The sequence below is a fragment of the Solirubrobacter ginsenosidimutans genome (assembly GCF_027587205.1).
On the sequence record NZ_JAPDOD010000003.1, the window covers coordinates 147189 to 166683 of the forward strand.

13 protein-coding genes are annotated in these 19495 nt (G+C 70.6%); 4 read left to right on the top strand and 9 right to left on the bottom strand.

Going from position 1 to position 19495, the window contains the following annotated elements; all coding sequences use genetic code 11:
- Positions 1–44 precede the first annotated feature (44 nt).
- Both OM076_RS05585 and OM076_RS05590 read left to right on the top strand, forming a co-directional pair.
- Positions 45–626 (top strand): class I SAM-dependent methyltransferase, encoded by a 582-nt coding sequence (locus OM076_RS05585; protein WP_270038498.1) that lies wholly within the window; start codon positions 45–47, stop codon positions 624–626.
- 25 nt (positions 627–651) lie between these two features.
- Entirely contained in the window at positions 652–1599 is a 948-nt protein-coding gene (locus tag OM076_RS05590; protein ID WP_270038499.1) for a lysylphosphatidylglycerol synthase transmembrane domain-containing protein, read from the top strand.
- On the opposite strand, the gene OM076_RS05595 is transcribed toward OM076_RS05590, so the two are convergent.
- From OM076_RS05595 to OM076_RS05615, 5 genes are all read right to left on the bottom strand, one after another.
- A complete protein-coding gene (locus tag OM076_RS05595) occupies positions 1512–2294 on the bottom strand; it encodes a phosphatase PAP2 family protein (protein ID WP_270038500.1) in 783 nt (260 codons plus the stop codon). The two genes, OM076_RS05590 and OM076_RS05595, sit on opposite strands and share 88 nt — an antisense overlap.
- A gap of 117 nt (positions 2295–2411) precedes the next feature.
- Complete coding sequence (locus OM076_RS05600; protein ID WP_270038501.1) at positions 2412–7559, bottom strand: Ig-like domain-containing protein; 5148 nt, start codon at positions 7557–7559, stop codon at positions 2412–2414.
- A 134-nt stretch (positions 7560–7693) separates the two neighbouring features.
- A complete protein-coding gene (locus OM076_RS05605) occupies positions 7694–10255 on the bottom strand; it encodes a CocE/NonD family hydrolase (RefSeq protein WP_270038502.1) in 2562 nt (853 codons plus the stop codon).
- A gap of 240 nt (positions 10256–10495) precedes the next feature.
- A complete protein-coding gene (locus OM076_RS05610) occupies positions 10496–13141 on the bottom strand; it encodes a CocE/NonD family hydrolase (RefSeq protein ID WP_270038503.1) in 2646 nt (881 codons plus the stop codon).
- Positions 13142–13261: 120 nt separating this feature from the next.
- Positions 13262–13906, bottom strand: a complete 645-nt coding sequence (locus tag OM076_RS05615) for an AAA family ATPase (RefSeq protein WP_270038504.1) — start codon at positions 13904–13906, stop codon at positions 13262–13264.
- Between the two features lie 202 nt (positions 13907–14108).
- On the opposite strand from OM076_RS05615, the gene OM076_RS05620 reads away from it, so the two are divergent.
- Both OM076_RS05620 and OM076_RS05625 read left to right on the top strand, forming a co-directional pair.
- Entirely contained in the window at positions 14109–14687 is a 579-nt protein-coding gene (locus OM076_RS05620) for an HAD family hydrolase (protein ID WP_270038505.1), read from the top strand.
- Complete coding sequence (locus OM076_RS05625; protein WP_270038506.1) at positions 14687–15334, top strand: GntR family transcriptional regulator; 648 nt, start codon at positions 14687–14689, stop codon at positions 15332–15334. The genes OM076_RS05620 and OM076_RS05625 overlap by 1 nt, the downstream gene beginning before the upstream one ends.
- 104 nt (positions 15335–15438) lie before the next feature.
- Here OM076_RS05625 and OM076_RS05630 read toward each other — a convergent pair whose 3' ends face one another.
- Genes OM076_RS05630 through OM076_RS05645 form a run of 4 tightly spaced genes read right to left on the bottom strand, consistent with a single transcriptional unit; the run spans position 15439 to position 19400 of the window.
- Positions 15439–16641 carry an iron-containing alcohol dehydrogenase gene (locus tag OM076_RS05630; protein ID WP_270038507.1) on the bottom strand — a complete coding sequence of 401 codons (1203 nt, stop codon included), beginning with the start codon at positions 16639–16641 and terminating at the stop codon, positions 15439–15441.
- Positions 16638–17381 (bottom strand): alpha/beta fold hydrolase, encoded by a 744-nt coding sequence (locus tag OM076_RS05635; RefSeq protein WP_270038508.1) that lies wholly within the window; start codon positions 17379–17381, stop codon positions 16638–16640. Before OM076_RS05635 ends, OM076_RS05630 begins: the two co-directional genes overlap by 4 nt.
- A gap of 10 nt (positions 17382–17391) precedes the next feature.
- Positions 17392–17961, bottom strand: coding sequence for a DJ-1/PfpI/YhbO family deglycase/protease (locus tag OM076_RS05640; RefSeq protein WP_270038509.1), 570 nt, complete (start codon positions 17959–17961; stop codon positions 17392–17394).
- A 44-nt stretch (positions 17962–18005) separates the two neighbouring features.
- Positions 18006–19400 (bottom strand): NAD-dependent succinate-semialdehyde dehydrogenase, encoded by a 1395-nt coding sequence (locus OM076_RS05645; RefSeq protein ID WP_270038510.1) that lies wholly within the window; start codon positions 19398–19400, stop codon positions 18006–18008.
- Positions 19401–19495 lie beyond the last annotated feature (95 nt).

The following is a 19495-nucleotide window of genomic DNA, read 5'->3' on the forward strand; positions in this document are numbered from 1 at the left end:
ACGAGTTCCTCACGCCCGAGCCGCTGCTCACGCCTGAGGGCAACGTGGCCGCGTTCGCGCCGTGGCTGCCGGCGGCGCCGGCGCGGGTGCTCGACTGCGCGTGCGGCATCGGGCTCCTGGCGGCCGGCCTGGCGCGCGCCGGCTACGACACCCACGCCTCCGACCTCTCGCCCGACATGGTCCGGCGCACCCGCGCGCTCGGTGTCGACGCCCGCGTGTGCGGCTGGGAGGACCTGCCGCCGACCGGGGACTTCGACACGGTCCTGTGCGTCGGCAACTCGATCAGCCACGCGCGGGACCGCCGCGCCGCGCTGTCGGCGATGGCGGGCGCGCTGCGCCCCGGCGGAACGCTGATCCTCACCTCCCGCAACTGGGAGCGCGAGCAGGCGGGGGGAGCCGAGGAGGTCGAGCGCGGCGGTCGCCGTGTCCGCGTGACCCGCGTCTGGTCGCCCGGCACGCCCACCACGCTCGAAGTGACCGTCGGCGCGGTCACCGAGCGCCTCACGGTCTGGCCGTTCACGGCCGATGAACTCCGGGATGACCTCCGCGCCGCAGGCCTCGAGCCGCGAGAGAGCACGCACACCCCAGAAGCTGAACGCTACCTGGTCACCGCGGCTTTTCCTTAGGCGGCGCGGGTAGGCTATGAAGCGAATGGACGCCGTGGCCGAGGCTTTCGAGCACGCCATCGCCGGCCTGGTCGACGCCGTCGCCGGTGTTGCACCGGCGTGGCTGGTGCTGGGCGTGGTCTTCCACCTGCTCAACCAGGTCGCGCGTGGGATCGGCTGGCACGCGGTCGTCGAGGCGGCGTGCGAGGACGGCACCGCGCCACGCAAGCGCCATTCGGTCGCCGCGTGGGTGGCGGGCGCCGGCGCCGGCGGCGTCGTCTCCGCCCGTGGCGGTGACGCCGTGCGAGTGCTCGTGCTCAACCGGCGGACGCCTGAAGCCGGCGGAGCGCTGCTGACCGGCACGCTGGTCGCCGAGTGCGTGGGGGAGACCGCGATCGGCGGGGCGCTGCTCGCGTTCGGCCTGGCGGTCGGCCTCGGGCCGAGCTTCGGCTTGTCGACCTCGACCCTCTTCTACGTGCCCGCCGTGCTGCTCGTCGCCGTCGGCGCGTACCTGCTCGCGCGCCGCTCGGTCCGGGTCCGGCGGTTCCTCGCCAAAGCGGCCCACGGCTGCGCGCTGCTGCGCTGCCCGAAGGCCTACTCGCGCCAGGTGCTGCCGTGGCAGCTGCTCAGCCGGGTCCTCCGGCTCGTCGCGCTCGGTTGCTTCCTCGCGGCGTTCGGGCTGCCCGCGACGCCCGCGGCGGTGCTGCTCGTCGTGTTCGCGCAGTCCAGCGGGCGGCTGGTGCCGTTCTCGCCCGCGAGCGTCGGCGCCGGCGCCGCGATTCTCGCCGCGACCTTCGGCCCGATCACGGGCGACACGGTCTCCGCCTCACACGTCGCCGCGTTCTTCGTCGGCACCAGCACGGTGCTGACCGTGATCGGCACCGTGTTGGCGCTGGTGATCTGCGCTCAGGCGTCGGCGAAGGCCGGGCCGAACCCGCTGACCGTGCTCGGCCGCTTGATGCGGATGCGCCCGGCCACGGCGCCCAGGCCGTAGCCCGCCGCGCTGGCGAAGACGCCGGCGACCATGTCGAACACGAAGTGGTTGCCGGTGGCGACCACGGCCAGGCCGATGACCGGGCCCCACAGCAGGGCGAGGAACTTCAGCGCGGGGTGCTCGAGGGCCGCGAAGAGCGCGAAGCCGACGGCGACCGCGAAGCCGACGTGCAGGCTCGGCACCGCCGCGAGCTCGTTGTAGAACGAGGTCGTGAAGTTCGAGTTCATCGCGAAGCTCGTGCCCTGGGTGATCGTGTCGCTGATGCCCATGTCGGCCAGCCGCGGCGGGGCGACCGGGAAGAGGCCGTACACCGGCACCGAGATCAGCCACGTCGCGAGGATCGTGTTGCGCAGCGTCGCGTAGATCGCCGGGTTGCGCTTGTAGAGGAACACCAGCACCGCCGGGATCACGCCGAGCTGGGCGATCAGGTACAGGTGGTTGAGGACCCAGATCATCCACGTGCCGGCGAACGCGTGCTGCACCGAGGCCTCGACGCCGGTGCCGGTCGAGCGCTCGAGGTTGACGATCCACTCCGCGTGATCGCGGGCAGACGGGAGGTCGCCGACCGTCACGAAGCGCGCGGCGCTGTAGACGAGGTACGCGAAGAGGAACAGCCCGATCTGGAGGCGGGCCCGGGGCGAGAACGGCAGCCGGATCGCGCTCGTCGGACGGGGGAGGGGCGTGGCGGCGATCATGGACAGCAAATTACGCTCGCCACCCTCCTCGAACCACGAGGCAGGCACCCCAGGTGCTGGTGAGGGTAAGAACCCATCGGGGGTGTGGGTAACCCCCGATGGGCGCTTAGGTTCCGGCTATGGGTTCGTCGTCGACAGCGTGAACGTCAGCGTCTTGCCGTAGGTGCCGGATCGCAGGCCTTCGGTGGCGCTGATGGTCTGCTTGAACATGACCGACACGGGGTCGCTGGCGATCGCCGCCGGGTACGTGAGCAGCACCAGCGGGGTGGCGCTGCCGGCGATGGGCGCGAACGCCGATGTGGGCTGGGCCGCGTTGGTCGCGAACGCCTGGAGCGGGTTCGCGAGGGCGCGGGTGCCGTTGACCAGGTGACCCGGGGCCTGATCGCTCGGGTCGGCGACGGTGAGCGTCGCGTCGCCGGCGGTGCTGGTGATCTGGGCGGTCATCGAGCCCGTGTAGTCCGCGGCGATGCCGGGACGCAGCGGGCCGAGGACCGGCGGGTTGCCGAGGGTGAGCGACAGCGTCGGGGAGACGTTGCCGGACACGGTGCCCGTCGTGCTCGTCGCCGTCGGGGTCGGCGTGGCCGTCACGGTGGGTGTGGCGGTCGGGGTCGCCGTGGCGGTCGGCGTGGCCGTGGCGGTCGGGGTTGCCGTCGGCGTGGCCGTGACCGTCGGGGTTGCCGTCGGCGTGGCCGTGACCGTCGGGGTTGCGGTCGGCGTGGCCGTGACCGTCGGGGTTGCCGTCGGCGTGGCCGTGACCGTCGGGGTTGCCGTCGGCGTGGGTGTGGCCACCGCCTCGACGGTGAACGCCCGCGTCGCCGGGGTGGCGTCGACGTTGCCTGCACCGTCGGTCGCGCGCACCGAGAACGTGTACGCCCCCAGCGTGGTGGTCGTGTAGGCCTGCGGCGAGGTGCACGCCGTGTATGTCCCGGCCCCGGAGGGCGTGTCGAGCTTGCACTGGAACGTGGAGCCCGGCTCGGTGCCGGTGAACGTGAACGACTGCGAGGTCGCGGTCGTCGTGCCGCTCGGGCCGCCCGTGATCGTGGTGTCGGGCGCCGCCGTGTCGACCGTGAACGCGCGTGTGGCGGGGGTCGGGTCCGGGGTGCCGAGGCTGTCGGTCGCGCGGACGGACAGCGTGTAGGCGCCGTCGGTGAGCGGGCCGACGACCCGCGGCGTGGTGCAGCTGGCGTAGGTGCCGGTGGTGGCGCCGGGGCCGTCGAGCTTGCACTCGAAGGTCGATCCGGCCTTGGTGGAGGTGAACGCGAACGTCGGTGAGGCGACGTTGGTGGTTCCGGTCGGGCCGCTGGTGATGGTGGTGTCGGGGACCGTCGTCTCGACGGTGAATGACCGGGTGGCGGGGCTGGCGTCGACGTTGCCGGCGCCGTCGGTGGCGCGGACGGAGAACGTGTAGGCGCCGTCGGTGAGCGGGCCGACGACCCGCGGCGAGGTGCAGCTCACGAACGTGCCGGTGATCGCGCCGGGGCCGTCGAGCTTGCACTCGAACGTCGACCCAGCCTCGGTGCTGGTAAAGCCGAACGAGGGCGAGGCGACGTTGGTGGTCCCGGTCGGGCCGCTGGTGATCGTGGTGTCGGGTGCGGCGGTGTCGACCGTGAAGGTCCGCGTGGCGGGGCTGGCGTCGGGGTTGCCGGCGCTGTCGGTGGCGCGGACAGAGAACGTGTAGCTGCCGTCAGCCAAGGGGCCGACGGTGCGCGGCGTGGTGCAGCTGGCGTAGGTGCCGGTGGTGGCGCCGGGGCCGTCGAGCTTGCACTCGAAGGTCGATCCGGCCTTGGTGGAGGTGAACGCGAACGTCGGTGAGGCGACGTTGGTGGTTCCGGTCGGGCCGCTGGTGATGGTGGTGTCGGGGACCGTCGTCTCGACGGTGAATGACCGGGTGGCGGGGCTGGCGTCGACGTTGCCGGCGCCGTCGGTGGCGCGGACGGAGAACGTGTAGGCGCCGTCGGTGAGCGGGCCGACGACCCGCGGCGAGGTGCAGCTCACGAACGTGCCGGTGGCCGCGCCGGGGCCGTCGAGCTTGCACTCGAACGTCGAACCGGCCTCGCTGCTGCTGAAGCCGAACGAGGGCGAGGCGACGTTCGTGGTCCCGGTCGGACCGCTCGTGATCGTCGTATCGGGCGCGGCGGTGTCGACCGTGAACGACCGTGTGGCCGGGCTTGGATCGACGTTGCCGGCGCCGTCGGTCGCGCGCACGGAGAACGTGTACGCGCCGTTGGCGGTGGTGGCGTAGGCCTGCGGTGAGGTACAGGCGGCGTACGTGCCGGCGCCGGCAGGCGTGTCGAGCTTGCACTCGAACGTCGAGCCCGCCTCCGTCGCGGTGAACGTGAACGACGGCGCAGTCGCGGACGTCGTGCCCGTCGGGCCGCCCGTGATCGTGGTGTCCGGCGCCGCGGTGTCAACGGTGAACGAGCGGGTCGCCGGGGTGCCGTCGACGTTGCCGGCGCCGTCCGTGGCGCGCACGGAGAACGTGTACGCGCCGTTGGCGGTCGTCGTGTACGCCCGCGGCGAGGTGCAGGTGGCGTACGTGCCGGCGCCGGCGGGCGTGTCGAGCTTGCACTCGAACGTCGAGCCCGCCTCGGTCGCGGTGAACGTGAACGACGGCGCCGTGCCGGACGTCGTGCCCGTCGGGCCGCCCGTGATGGTCGTGTCCGGCGCGGTGGTGTCAACCGTGAACGAGCGCGACGCCGAGGTCGCGTCGACGTTGCCCGCGGCATCCGTCGCGCGGACCATGAACGTGTACGCGCCGTCGGTCAGTGAGCCGAGGATGCGCGGTGAGGTGCACGGCGAGAACGAGCCGACCGCCGCGCCGGGACCGTCGAGCCGGCACTCGAACGTCGAGCCCGCCTCGGTCGCGGAGAACGTCATCTGCGGGCTGTTGGCGTTCGTGACGCCGGTCGGCCCGCCGGTGATCGTGGTGTCCGGCGCGGTCGCGTCGACCGTGAAGGACCGCGTGGCCGGGGTCGCGTCCGGCGTCCCGAGGCTGTCGGTGGCGCGCACCGTGAGGGTGTAGGCGCCGTCGGTCAGCGGGCCGAGGACCCGCGGCGAGGTGCAGGCCGCGAACGTCCCCGTGGCGGCGCCCGGGCCGTCGAGCTTGCACTCGAAGGTGGAGCCGGCCTTGGTGGACGTGAACGCGAACGACGGCGAGGCGACGTTGGTCAGGCCCGTCGGGCCGCTGGTGATCGCGGTGTCCGGCGCGGACGTCTCGACCGTGAACGAGCGCGTGGCCGGACTGGGGTCGACGTTGCCGGCGCCGTCGGTCGCGCGCACCGAGAACGTGTAGGCGCCGTCGGCGAGCGGGCCGACGGTCCGCGGCGAGGTGCAGCTGACGTAGGTGCCGGTCGTGGCGCCGGGTCCGTCAAGCTTGCACTCGAACGTCGAGCCGGCCTCGCTGCCCGTGAAGGCGAACGACGGCGAAGCGACGTTGGTCGAACCGGTCGGGCCGCTGGTGATCGTCGTGTCCGGCGCGGCCGTGTCCACGGTGAACGTGCGGGTCGCCGGGCTGGCGTCGACGTTGCCCACGCCATCGATCGCGCGGACCGAGAGCGTGTAGGCGCCGTCGGCGAGCGGGCCGAGCGCCCGCGGCGAGGTGCACAGCGCGAACGTCCCCGTCGTGGCACCCGGGCCGTCGAGCTTGCACTCGAACGTCGAGCCGGCCTCGTTCGCGGAGAACGTGTACGACGGCGTGTTGCTGTTCGTCGCGCCGGTGGGGCCGGTGTTGATCGTCGTGTCCGGAGCGACGGTGTCGACCGTGAACGACCGTGTGGCCGGGCTGGGATCGACGTTGCCGACGCTATCGGTCGCGCGGACGGAGAACGTGTACGCGCCGTTGGCGGTCGTCGTGTAGGCCCGCGGCGAGGTGCAGCTGCCGTACGTGCCGGCGCCGGACGGGGTGTCGAGCTTGCACTCGAACGTCGAGCCGGCCTCGGTGCTGGTGAACGCGAACGACGGGGATGTCGAGGCGGTCGTGCCCGTCGGGCCGCTCGTGATCGTCGTGTCCGGTGGGGCGGAGTCCACGGTGAACGATCTCGTCGCCGGGCTCAGGTCGGGGTACCCGGCCGGGAAGGTCGATCGGACCGAGAACGTGTAGGTCCCGTTCGCGGTCGTCGCGTACGCCTGCGGCGAGGTGCAGGACGCGTACGTCCCCGCGCCGGACGGGGTGTCGAGCTTGCACTCGAACGTCGCGGCCGGCGCGGTCGACGTGAAGGTGAAGGATGCCGAGGTCGTATTGGTCAATCCGCTTGGCCCGCCGGTGATCGTCGTGTCCGGCGGTGTCGGCGTGGCGGTAGGCGTGGCCGTCGCAGTGGGCGTGGCGGTGGCCGTGGGTGTGGCGGTGGGCGTCGGTGTGGCCACCGGTTCGACCACCACTGTTCCGGTCATCTCGGGATGGACGCCGCAGACGAACGCATATGTCCCTGCCGCGTCGAACTGGCAGAAGCCCTCCCAGCCCGCCGGTAGGAAGTTCTGGGGCAGCGGCGGCGCATCGTCGGGATCGATGCCGCCGCCAAGCGGCGAGGCCTTGGTCTGCGGGCAGTAGGTCGGCTTCAGCGTTCCGTTGAACGTCACGTTGTGGACGCTGCCGCCGCTCGGGTACCCGAACGTGACCCGCTGGCCGACGGTGATCGTCACGCTGTGATCACCCGAGCCCGGGGTGGCCGCGTCCTGCCAGTAGTTGGGCAGTCCGTCGTGTGCGTCGAACTTGGCCGCGGTGGGGGGTGGCGTGGCCGTGGCGGTCGCGGTCGGCGTCGCTGTCGCGGTCGGAGTGGCGGTCGCGGTCGGCGTCGGCGTCGCGGTTCCGGTGACCACGATCGTTCCCGTCATCTCGGCCGTGTGCGCCTGGCAGAAGAAGTGATAGGTGCCGGGGGTGTTGAAGGTGCAGTACCCCTCCCAGTCCGCGGGCTGCGGGTACCCCGGCATCGGCGCCTTGCCGTCCACATCGAGCTCGACGTCGGGGTTGGACCCGTCGGTCTGGTTGCACACCGACGGCTGCGTCTCGAAGTCGAAGTCGACGTTGTGCGACGCGCGATTGGTCTCGCCGTCGGTCGAGGTGAACGTCACCGTTCCGCCGACCGGGATCGTGACCTCGTTGTCGTCAGGGCTGCTGCCGCCGGCGTCCTGGAAGGCGTTGTCCCTGGTGGTGAACGCCGCGTCGGCGACGGGCTGGCCGTCGCGCGCGGGCGCGCCCCAAGCCAGCGCCGGGATCACGACGACCGCGATCACGGCGCACGCCAACCATGGCAAGAACGTCTTCCTCATTACTCCCCCTCAGAAGCCCAGGACCCGGATCCCGAACCTTATGATGAAGGGAAGCGCAAGTCAACGACCTTTTGCCCCATAAGAGGCAAAACAGATGAGCCGCGGCGGTCGTTGGACCGCCGCGGCTCAGGCCACTACGGCGTGGTCGTCGAGAGCGTGAACGTCAGCGTCTTGCTGTACGTACCCGTGCGGAGCGGGTCCGAGGAGTTCACGAGCTGGCTGAAGCCGAGCGTCACCGCGTCGTTGGACGCGGGGCCGCTATAGGTCAGCAGGTTCAGCGGCGAGGCCGAGGAACCGACGTTGTTGTACGGGGTGCCGGTGTTGGCGGCATTGCGGGCGCGGGCCTGCAGCGGCTGCGGCAGGGCGAACGCGCCGTTGACCAGATGCCCGGTGTTGTCCGAGCTCGGGTCGGCGACGCTCAGCAGCGCGTCGCCGGCGGTCGAGATCACGTTGGCGGACATCGAGGACTCGTAGGTCTTCGTGACGCCGGGCGTGAAGAACCCGAACGCGGCGGACGTGCCGAGGGTCAGCGACAGGGTGGCCGGCACCGTGCCGGTCGTGTCGCCGTTGGCGGTGGTGACGTCGAACACCGTCACCTTGAACGACTGCGGCGCCGAGGCGTTGCCGTTGGCGTCGGTCGCCGTGCAGGTGACCGTCGTGGCGCCGATCGGGAACTTCGAGCCGCTCGTCTTGTCGCAGGTCACGGTCGGAGCCGCGTCCTGCGTGTCGGTCGCGGCAGTCGAGAACGAGACGTTGGTCCCGGTCAGGTCCGTCGTGTTGGCCGTGACGTCGGCGATCGGCGCGAGCGTCGGCGCCGTGGTGTCGGCGACGAACGCGCCCGTCGCGGTCGCGGCGGCGGAACCGCCCGTGACCGGCAGGATGACCTTCGACGCCTTCGTGTCGACGGTGACGACGGCACCACGGGTGCCGGCGACGCCCATCGAGTAGTTGGCGAGCAGGATCACGCCGAGCTGGTGACCGGCGGGGATCGTGTACTCCGTCGGCAGGACCGGGAACTTGAACTCGTACTTCTGACCGGCGACGACCGGACTGGCCTGCCCGTCGATCAGCGAGTCGCGGTTCGAGGAATCCAGGATGCCCTTGGAGATGCGCCACGACGTGACCGTCTGCACGGGCTTGGTGACCGTGAGGTAGCACGCGCTGTCTGCGGCGGTGGAATCACCGACGCAGGTGCGGGTGGTGGTGTTGGTGACGCCGTCGCTGCCGCCGCGACCCACGTGGGAGCCGGGGCCGTAGTCGACGAGCAGCGCCGCCAGGTTGCTCTGCGTGGTGCTGAGCGACGCCTGGATGTCGATGATCGGCTGCCCCGAGAGGTGCAGGTCGGTCTTGAGCTTCGGCGTCAGGAACGACAGGCGGTTGGCCTGCGAACCGTTCGGCGTGTTGATCGCGTTGGTCTCGGACAGCGAGTTGTCGGTGAACGCGAGGCTGTCGGAGTCCCCACCCGAGCTGAGCAGCAGCGAGCCGGACTTGCCGGCGCCGCGGCCGCCGAGGTAGATGTTCGTCGGCGAGGTGTTCGGCAGCGGCCAGTCGGCGAACTGCGTGAACGTGTCGGCGGACGTCTCGATGTCGACCCGCGGCTGGTCCATGATGCCGTTCTGGACGCCCTGGAGCCAGTAGTCGAACCAGCGGTTCAGGGTGTCGACGAACGCGTCACGGCGGTAGTCGAACGGATCGACGTGACCCTCGAGCGAGAGCCACAGCTTGCGCGGGACGTTGTTGGCGGCGAGGCCGGTCCACCAGCGGTACATCTGATCCGGGCGGACGTTGTCGTCGTTGATGCCGTGCGACTCGAAGACGGCGGCCTTGACCTTGCTGACGTCCTTGGCGTAGTCGCGATCGTTCCAGAACGGATTGATGTCGCCTGTGGCGTCACCGTCGATCAGGTCCAGGTTGTTGAACACCGTCGTGCACGACGTCCGGTGATCGGGCGGCAGCACACCCAGCGTCGCCAGCGACTGCGTCGCGGTGATGCTGTTGTCCAGGCTGTGCGGGTAGTGGGTGTTCTCCCGGATGCCGCCCATGCGCGAGTAGTCGTACCAGTCGGAGATGGCACTGATCGGGACGATGGTCGTGAGACCGTCGACACCCGTGGCGGCGACGCCGTTGGCGAACGTGCCGTCGTAGGACTTGCCGATCATCGCGTTCTTGCCGTTGGCCCAGTCGGCCACGGCGAGCGTGTCACCCGTCGAGGACGTGTAACCCGGGATGCGGCCCTCGAGCCAGTCGATGACCGACTTGAAGCCGTTGACGTCGCCCGGGCCGCCATGAAGCGGGCAGCCCGTCGAGAAGGCGGTGCCGTCCGCGTGCGCGAGGATGACCGCGTACCCGCGCGGGACGAAGTAGTTGTCGTAGAACAGCGGGAACTTGTCCAGCACGCCATCCGCGGTCGTGTGGATGAACTGCGTCTCGTTGCCCCGCCCGACCGACGTGTAGTACGGGCTGTCGTCGATGATGGCCGGAACCTTCAGGTTCGGGCCGGACTCCTTCGGGCGGATGATGTCGATCGCGATGCGATCGATGACCCCGTCGTTGTTCTGGTCGACGCCGGTGTTGGGCACCCAGACCCGCTCACGCTTGGCGTCGGCGTAACTGAAGACCGGCGCGGTCTTCCCGTCCGCGCCGACCGTGATGACGGGATCGGCGGCGTGTGCCACGCCACCGGTGCCGAGAGCCATTGCTGCGAACGCGAACGCGCCCGCGGCAAGCCCTCTTGCCCCATTCCTCATTGAACCTCCGTATGCAGCAGACCCAGCCGCCGCGGCCCACGCGACGGCCTTGCGCGTGCAACGATATGGGCGGTTCGGAGGTCCCGGCAACCATCATTCGTCCACAGGGTGTGGATGAGAATCCACGCGATGCACCGACTATGAGAAGCCGGTGCATCGCGGGTGAGAATCAGCTGGTTTGCAGGTGAACTACGGGGTCGTCGTGCTCAGGGTGAACGTCAGCGTCTTGCTGTACGTGCCCGTGCGCAGCGGCTCGTTGGCCGCGATCGACTGCGTGAACGTGATCGGCACCGACTCGTTGGAGGTCGGGGCAGACCAGGTCTTGATCGTGCCCAGGCCCTGCAGCGCCGTGGCCAGGGCGAACGACCCGTTCACCAGGCGGCCGGTGGCCACGGAGCTGGGATCGGCGACGCTCAGCGTCGCGTCGCCCGCCGTGGAGATGACGCTCGCGGTGGTCCCCGCCGTGTAGTTCTTGGCGACGCCCGGCGTGAACGCGCCGAACTGCACCGGAGCGCCGAGCGTCAGGCTCAGCGTGGCCGGCACGGCGCCGCCGACCGTGGAGTCGATGCCGACGACGACGTTGAACGACTTCGTCGAGGTGTTGCCGTTGGTGTCCTTGGCCGTGCAGGTGACGACCGTGGAGCCGACGGTGAACTTGGTGCCCGAGGCCGGCGTGCAGGTCACCGTCGGGTTCGGGTCCTCGTTGTCGGTGGCGGTCGGCAGCGTGTAGTTGACGACCGTGCCCGTCGGGTCAGCGGTGTGCGCCGACACGTTGGGGGCGGCGCCGATGACCGGGGCGACCGTCTCCGCGTCGGTGCCCTGGGCCGAGGCGAGGGCCGCGTAGCCGCCCTGGATCGGCAGGATCACCTTCGACAGCTTCGTGTCGATCGTGATCGGCTGCGCGGGCGAGGCCGAGGTGGCCGCGGTGCCGGAGGCGTTCGCGCCGAACAGGTTGCCGACGATCACGATGCCGATCTGGTGACCGGCCTTGAAGATGTGCTCGGTCGCGAACGTCGGGAACGTGATCCGCGTCATCGCGTTCGGCGTCAGCGGGGTCGCCGCCGTGTAGAACAGCGAGTTGCGGTTGGACGAGTCCAGCGTGCCGCGGGTGACGCGCCACTGCGTGACGGACTGCGTCGGCTTGGTCACCTCGAGGTAGCAGGCGGTGTCGATCTCACGCACCGAGGCCGTGCACGGCTGGCCGACGGTGCAGTCGGGGCCGCCCGTGCTGGTGTCGCCCCAGCAGGTGCGGGTGGTCGTGTTGGAGATGCCCTCGCCGCTGCGCGTGACCTGGGTGCCGGCGCCATAGTCGACCAGCAGCGCGCCGTAGTTCTCCTGGGTGCCCGGAACCGAGGCGACGATGTCGAAGCTGGCCTGGCCGGAGAGCCGGACGTCCTTCGTCAGCGGGCGCGAGAGGAACGTGCGGCGGTTGGCCTGCGTGCCCGTCGGCGTGTTCATGATCGTCGTCTCGTTGGCGAAGCCCGCGGTGCCGGTGAAGTTCACCGTGTCGGCCGCGCCGCCCGAGGAGCCGCCCAGCGAGCCGGCCGCAGCGTTGTCGCCCGTGCCGCGCAGGAAGACGTTGACGTTCTCGGTGCCCGGGATCGGCCAGCTCGTGTAGTCCTTCCAGACGTCCTTCTCGTCCTCGATGGTCACCGACGGCTCGTTCTCGATGCCGTTGTTGACGCCGTAGAGGTAGTGGTCGAACCAGCGATGCAGCGTGTTGACCCACTCCGCGCGGCGTGACTCGAACGGGTCGGTGTGACCCGCGCGCAGCAGCCAGAGCTTCGTCTTGACGCCGTTGGCCTTCAGCGCCTGCTGCCAGTTCCACTCGTGGTCCATGCGGACGTTGTCGTCCTGGAAGCCATGGGTGGCGAAGACGGCGGCCTTGACCTTGGAGGCGTCCTTGACGTAGTCGCGGTCGTTCCAGAAGGTGTTGATGTCGCCGTGGGCGTCACCGTCTCCGGTGTCGACGTTGGCGTCGTTGGAGATGTCGGCGTTGACCGGGGCGCAGAGCGTGCGGCGCTCCGGCAGGTTCACGCCGGGCGGGTTGTTGGTGCCGCCGGCCGTCGTGACGGTCGGGTTCAGGCTCCCGCCGGGGTAGTTGGTGTTGTTGCGGATGCCGCCGGTGCGCGAGTACAGGTACCAGGAGGAGATGGCCGAGACCGGCACGATCGTCTTCAGGCCCTCGACGCCCGTCGCGGCGACGCCGTTGGAGAGCGTGCCGTCGTAGGACTTGCCGATCATCGCGGACGAGCCGTTGTGCCAGTCGGCGACGACCTCGGGCGACGTCAGGTCGGCGGCCTTGTAGGCCTTCACGCGGCCGTTGAGCCAGTCGACGATCGACTTCTCGCCGGCGATGTCGCCGGGGCCGCCGTGCATCGGGCAGCCGTTGGTCGTGTAGCCCGTGCCGTTCATCTGGCCGAGGACGTACGCGTAGCCGCGCGGGATGAAGTAGTTGTCCAGGAACAGCGGCCAGCGATCGTTGAGGCCGTCGTTGTCCCAGTCGGCCATGCACTGCGTCTCGTTGCCGCGGCAGACCGTCGTGTAGTACGGCGAAGGATCGATGATCGCCGGGATCTTGTTCGCGGCGGTTCCCTCGGCCGGGCGGATGATGTCCGCGGTGACCCAGTCCATCTGACCGTTGCGGTCCTGGTCGATCCCCGGCTGCGGGATGAACACGCGCTCGCGGATCGCCGTCTTGTAGTTGTAAACGGCCTTCGTCTTGCCGTTCTCCAGCACCGGACCGCTCTGCGCCTGTGCGACGCTGCCGCCCCCCAGAGCCAGCGCCGCCAGTGCCAGTGCACCGGCCGCGAGCCCTCTCGACCCAATCCTCATAACCCTGACCCTCCGTTGCTTGCGGCTCCACGTCGTCCAGTGACGGCAGCCTTAACGGAACCTTAGGTGCAGATGAGGATCAGATGCCTCTCATTTCCCGTGCAGATGGCTAAACGGGGGCTAGTCGTCCGCCGGGGGCGGGGCGAAGATGATCTTCTTGAGCTCCTCGATCGTGTTGCCGCCGAGGCGCAGCGAGGTCATGAAGCCCTCCTGGCCGAGCTCGCCCGCGTTGAGCGCGGTGCGCAGGTCGCCGAGCGGTTCCCGGTCGGCGTCTGAGACCTTGTCCTTGCTCGCCTCGACGAGCACGAGGTGCCGCGCCCGCCGGTGCGCGGCGGCGAGGCGCACGAAGCGCTCGCGCTCCTCGGGCGACAGCGTCTGAACCGGGACCACGACCGTCTGCCCGGCGGCGAAGCGCTTGGACGCGGCGGCGTCGAGCAGCGCGTTGGCCTTGGCGTCCAGGTCGGCCTCGGCGACCTTGCCGGCCAGCAGTGCGCGGACCTTGTCGAGCGACAGCACCGCGCTCTGCTCATCGATCACGCGCGCAACGAACCGCGCGCGCAGTTGCGCGTCCGCGCACGCGATGACCACGAGGCTCCCGGGCGAGTAGCGCATCCGGAAGGAGGGGGCGAGCACGCGCCCGCGCACGCTCACGTCGAGCTTGCGTGGCGGCCGTTCGGCCTCGCCGGGGCGACCCGGCCGGTCTGAGGACCACCCGGTCCGCTCGTTATCGGAGATCTTGACGCTGCGCGGTTCCGAGGAGGCCATGGCCATCACGATGGCAGAAGCGCCCGCGCCCGCCGGTTTAAAACGGCGGAGCGCCGGTCTGCAGACCGGCGCTCCGAGACCGCTTGCCCAGGATCACGAGCGACCGGCGGAGGCCGTCCGTGACCGTCGCATGAGCCTACCCCAATGTAAGACTGTCTGACAACCCTTGTGTGTGACTGTCAGACAATGTAGGTTGCGCGCCATGGAGGAGGAGATCGAGGTCGTCGCGTTCGCCTGCCGCGGCACCCTGCTCGATTGGTCAGGCGCGATCGAGGCGGTGGCGTACGAGTTGGCTCGCTGCAACGGCGAGAGCCCGCTCGACCGTGGCGCCGCCCTACGCCGGCGTGTGGAAACGCTGGCCGACGGTCACGGGCTGGCACGGGGGTTCGAACGCCTGGCCCGGGAACGTGGATATCGCGGGGAAGAGAGCGGCGAGGAATCGCTGGCCCGCGTGGTCGCACTGGCGCGCCCCCTCCGAGGCGCGCGCGAAATCGTCGCGCACGCGGTCCGGTCCGGGAAACGGTTGGTCGCCGTTTCCCGGGCCGAGAACCCCGGCGCCCTGTATCTGTTCGGCGGCGCGTTCGAGGCGGTCGTCTCCGACCCCCGCGAGATCGCGGTGCCGCTGGAGTCGATCCTCTACGTGAGCGCGGCCGACTGGCGCCGAGCGGAGGCCCGCCGGCGCGGCATGCGCGCGGTGGCTCCCGACGAGCTGGGGTTGGCTCTGGCCCCGCGAGCGCTAGCGGCTGTCCGCACGCCGCGGCACACGATAATGGCGGCCTGATGAGTGGGCTCGCCGTTCGACCCATCTCCACCACCGAGGCGGTTGTCGTCTCGCTGCGCGCGCGCATCCTCGACGGCAAGATCGAGGCCGGCGTGCGCCTCCCGGAGCTCGAGCTGGCGGCGGAGTTCGGCGTCGCCCGCCCGACCGTCCGCGCGGCCATCCAGACGCTCTGCCACGAAGGCCTCCTCGTGCGCGAGCCCAACCGCAGCGCCCACATCCCGGTTCTGACCCGTGACGAAATCCTCGATCTGTTTTCGGTGCGCATCCCTCTGGAGTGCCTCGTGGTGCGCGCAGTGCTCGAGCGCAGCGCTCCTCTCGCGCCGGCACGCGAGGCGATCTCGCGCCTTGAAGCCCTCCCCAACGACGCCGGCTGGAGCGAAGTCGTGGCCGGCGACGGCGCGTTTCACCAAGCGCTGGTCGTCGCCGTAGGCTCGCCGCGCCTCGAGAAGCTCTACGGCTCGCTGAGTGGCGAGATCCGCCTCTGCGTCGCCCAGTTGCGCCCGAGCTGGGCGTCTCCGGCCGAGATCGGCATCGAGCACCGCGAGGTGCTCGAGGTGCTCGAGTCGGGTGACGTCGCCGCCGCCGAGTCGCGGATGACCGCGCACCTCGAGCGCGCGGTGCGCGACCTCACCCACCCGAAGGGCTGACGCGGTGCGGGGCGCTGCCCCGCACCGCGCCTTCAAAACGACGAGGGTCGAGTTTCTCGAGTACAGCTCGAGAAAGTCGACCCTCGCGGTTGTCGTCGGTCAGGTCAGGCCGTCGCGAGCCCGACCGCGCGCAGGCGCTCCGGGTCGCCGTGCCACGCGGCGTCCAGGATCGCCTCCAGCGCGTCGACGTCGAGCGGCCGCGGGTTGTTGTCGATCAGCCGCTTGATGCCGACGCTGGCCTCGGCCATCGGGCGCAGGTCGCCCTGGTCGACGCCGATCTCCGCGAGCGAGGCCGGAAGCCCGATCTGCAGGCCCAGCGCGTGGACCTGCTCGATCGCGTCGCCGCCCATCAGCGCCGAGAGCTCGGCGATCTCGGCGGTGCGGGCCGGGCGGTTGAACTCCATCACGTAGGGGAGGAGCAGACCGGTGCCGAGGCCGTGCGAGGTGTGCGTCGCGGCGCCGACGGCGAACTGCAGCGCGTGCGCGGCGCTCACGCCGGAGTTGCCGAACGCGATGCCGGCCAGCAGCGAGCCGTAGAGCATCCCAGTGCGCGCCTCGAGGTCGGAGCCGTCCTCGACCGCGCGGGCCAGGTTGCGGGCGATGTGGCCGGCGGCGGTCAGCGCGAGCGTGTCCGACAGCAGGTTCTTGCCGACCTGCGGGCGGCCGAGGACGAGATCGACCGTCGGCTCCTCGCGCGCGGCCATGTACGCCTCGACGGCATGCGACAGCGCGTCGATGCCGGAGTGCGCGGTCACGATCGGCGGCGCGCCGATCGTCAGCAGCGGGTCGCAGATCGCGTGGCGGGGGATCAGATGCGGGCTGGCGACGCCGATCTTCATCTCGGTCGCCGGGTCGGTGATGACCGAGACCGGGGTCGCCTCCGAGCCGGTGCCGGCGGTCGTCGGCAGCGCGATCAGCGGGACGACCGGGCCCGGCACGGACTGCACGGCGTAGTAGTTCTCCAGCGGCCCGCCGTGGGCGAGCAGGAGCGCCGTGACCTTCGCCAGGTCGATCACGCTGCCGCCGCCGACGGCGACGATCACGTCGGGCTTGACCGATTCGCCGAGCGCGACCGCGGCGTCGACGGCGGAGCGCGGGACGTCGACCACCGCGTCGCTGAAGATCGTGACCTCGAGCGCGGAGAGCGAGTCGGTGACGGTGGCGAAGCCGGGCGTCGAGGCGATGACCGGGTCGGTGATGACGAGGACGCGATGCCCGTGGCTCGCGGCTACACGGCCGGCGGCCGCGGCCATCCCGGCCCCGAACAGCACCTCGGAAGGCGCGCGTAGGATGGCGAAGTCGGTCATCGGTCGGTCTCCAGGAAAGTCGTCAGCAGTCGGTTGAATTCGTCGGTGTGTTCCAGCGGCGAGGCGTGGCCGCAGCGGCCGAACACGTGGCCGCGTACGTCGGGCAGTGCCTCGATCAGGCTGAGGAAGCTGTCGCGCATGGGCACGATGCGGTCCTGTGCGCCGTGCACCAGCAGCACGGGCGCCGCGATGCCCGCGAGCTCCTCCCGTGTGAGTGCGAGGTCGTCGACCCAGCGCTGGCGCGGCGCCGGGAAGAGCTCGGAGTACCAGGGCTGAGCGCGCATCGCCGCCTCGCGGGCGACCACGGACGCGTCCGACGGCGCCAAGAACGTGATCAGGTTCGCGACGGCCTGCGCGGACTCCGCGTTCCACAGCGCGTCGAGGCCCGCGGGCAGCGGCATCGCAACGCCCATCGAGCCCACGGCGACCACCCTGGTCACGGTTCCCGGGCGCGCGCACGCGAGCGAGAGCGCGATCGCCCCGCCGGCGGAGTTGCCGACGACCGCGAACGACTCGATCGAGAGCGAGTCCACCAGCTCCAGCACCTGCTCGGTCCACGCTGACCGCAGCGACCGTCCCGGCTCGGGCTTCGGACTGGACCCGAAGCCGAGCAGATCAGGCGCGATCACCCGGTGGTGCGGAGCCAGGGCGGCGATCAGCGGCGCCCACGCCGCGGCCGTCGTCCCCGGGCCGGAGCCGTGCAGCAGCAGCACGGGCGGCCCGGAGCCTTCGGCAAGCATCGGAGGACGCTCAGGCCGGGACGGTGGCGCTCTCGAGCACGTTCATGAACGCGCGCGACCACTCGGGCATGTCCGGCCAGCCACGGCACGAGACCATGTTCCCGTCGACGACGTCGGGCGCGTCGACGAGGATCGCGCCGGCGTTCTCCATGTCGCCCCACAGCGGCGGGAAGGCCGCGGTCTTGCGCCCGCGCAGCAGGCCGTAGACGGCGGGAACCTGCGGCCCGTGGCAGATCGTGCCGACCGGGAGGTCCTTCTCGAAGAAGTACTCCGTGATCCGGCGCACGTCGGCGTCGAGGCGGATGTACTCGGGGGCGCGGCCGCCGGGAATGACGAGCGCGACGTACTCCGTCGGGTCGACTTCGGCGAACGTGATGTCGACCGGCAGCTTGCGACCGTTCTTCTCGGTGTAGGCGTCCGAGTTGGGGTCGAAGTCGTGGATCACCAACTGGACCTCGCGGCGCGTCAGCGCCGCCACGTCAGCGATGTATCCCGCCTCGCGAATGCGATAGACCGGGTACATCACGTCGAGCTCTTCGGCGGCATCGCCGACCAGCACCAGCACTTTCTGTTGCGACACGGAACCTCCCTCCTGTTGTCTCTGTAAGAACCTGAAAGCTTCGGCTAATCGAAGGCGAAGTACTTGGGCTCGAGGAACTCGAGCAGGCCGTGATGGCCGCCCTCGCGCCCGATGCCGCTCTGCTTGGTACCGCCGAACGGCGCCGCGGGGTCGGAGACGACGCCGCGGTTGAGGCCGACCATGCCGGTCTCGATCTCCTCGCCGATCGCCATCGCCCGCCGCAGGTCGCGGCTGAACACGAACGCCACGAGGCCGTACTCGGTCTCGTTGGCGAGCGCGATCGCCTCGTCCTCGTCGCTGAAGGTCATGATCGGCGCGACCGGGCCGAAGACCTCCTCGGAGAGGATCTGGCTGCCCGGCTGCACGCGGTCCAGGACCGTCGGCGCGTAGAAGTACCCGGGCCCGGGGATGCGCTGCGCGCCGGTGCGCACGCGCGCGCCGCGCTCGATCGCGTCGGCGACGAGCCGCTCGACCTTGTCGCGCGCGGCCGCGTTGATCAGCGGCCCGAGTTGCGCGGTCCTGTCGAAGCCGTTGCCCACGCGGACGGCGGACATCGCGGCGGTCAGCCGGGACGTGAAGCTCTCGGCGACCGAGTCGTGCACGAGGAACCGGTTGGCCGCGGTGCACGCCTCGCCGCCGTTGCGCATCTTGGCGGCCATGGCCCCGGCGACCGCGACATCGATGTCGGCGTCCTGGAGGACCAGGAACGGTGAGTTCCCGCCGAGCTCCATCGACGCGCTGATGACCTGCGGCGCGCACAGCTCCAGCAGCCGGCGGCCGACACCGGTCGAGCCCGTGAACGAGAGCTTCCGCACGCGCGGGTCACTGAGCACGGCCTCGGCGACGGGCGCCGGATCGTCCGTGCAGACCACGTTCACGACGCCCTCGGGCACGCCCGCCTCGGTGAGCAGGCCGGCGATCGCGAGCGCCGTCAGCGGCGTCTCCTCGGCCGGCTTGAGGACGACCGTGCAGCCGGCGGCGAGCGCCGGGCCGATCTTGCGCGTGGCCATCGCGGCCGGGAAGTTCCAGGGCGTGATGAGCAGCGCGATGCCGATCGGCGCGTGCGTGACGAGCATGCGGTTGGTGCCCGCGGGCGCGACCGCGAAGTCGCCGTTGGCGCGCACGGCCTCCTCGGAGAACCAGCGCAGGAACTCGGCGGCGTAGGACGCCTCGCCGCGGGCCTCGGCCAGCGGCTTGCCCATCTCGCGGACGATCAGCCGCGCGATGTCCTCGTTGCGCTCGGTCATCAGCTCGAAGGCGCGACGGAGAATCTCCGCGCGCTCGCGCGGTGCGCGTGAGGCCCAGTCCTCAGCGGCCTCCGCGGCAGCGTCGACGGCCGCGATCGCGTCGTCCGGACCGGCCGACTCCAGGGAGTCGATGACCGAACCGTCGGCGGGATCGAGCACGGGAAAGCGACGTCGCTCGGTGGCGATGACCATGGCCGGACAGTAGCGCGGCGGTGATAGGCAATGCAAGAAATTGCCAAAGGTGTTGACAAAGAATGCAAAGAGGGCGTAGGTTTTTGCAAGCCTCG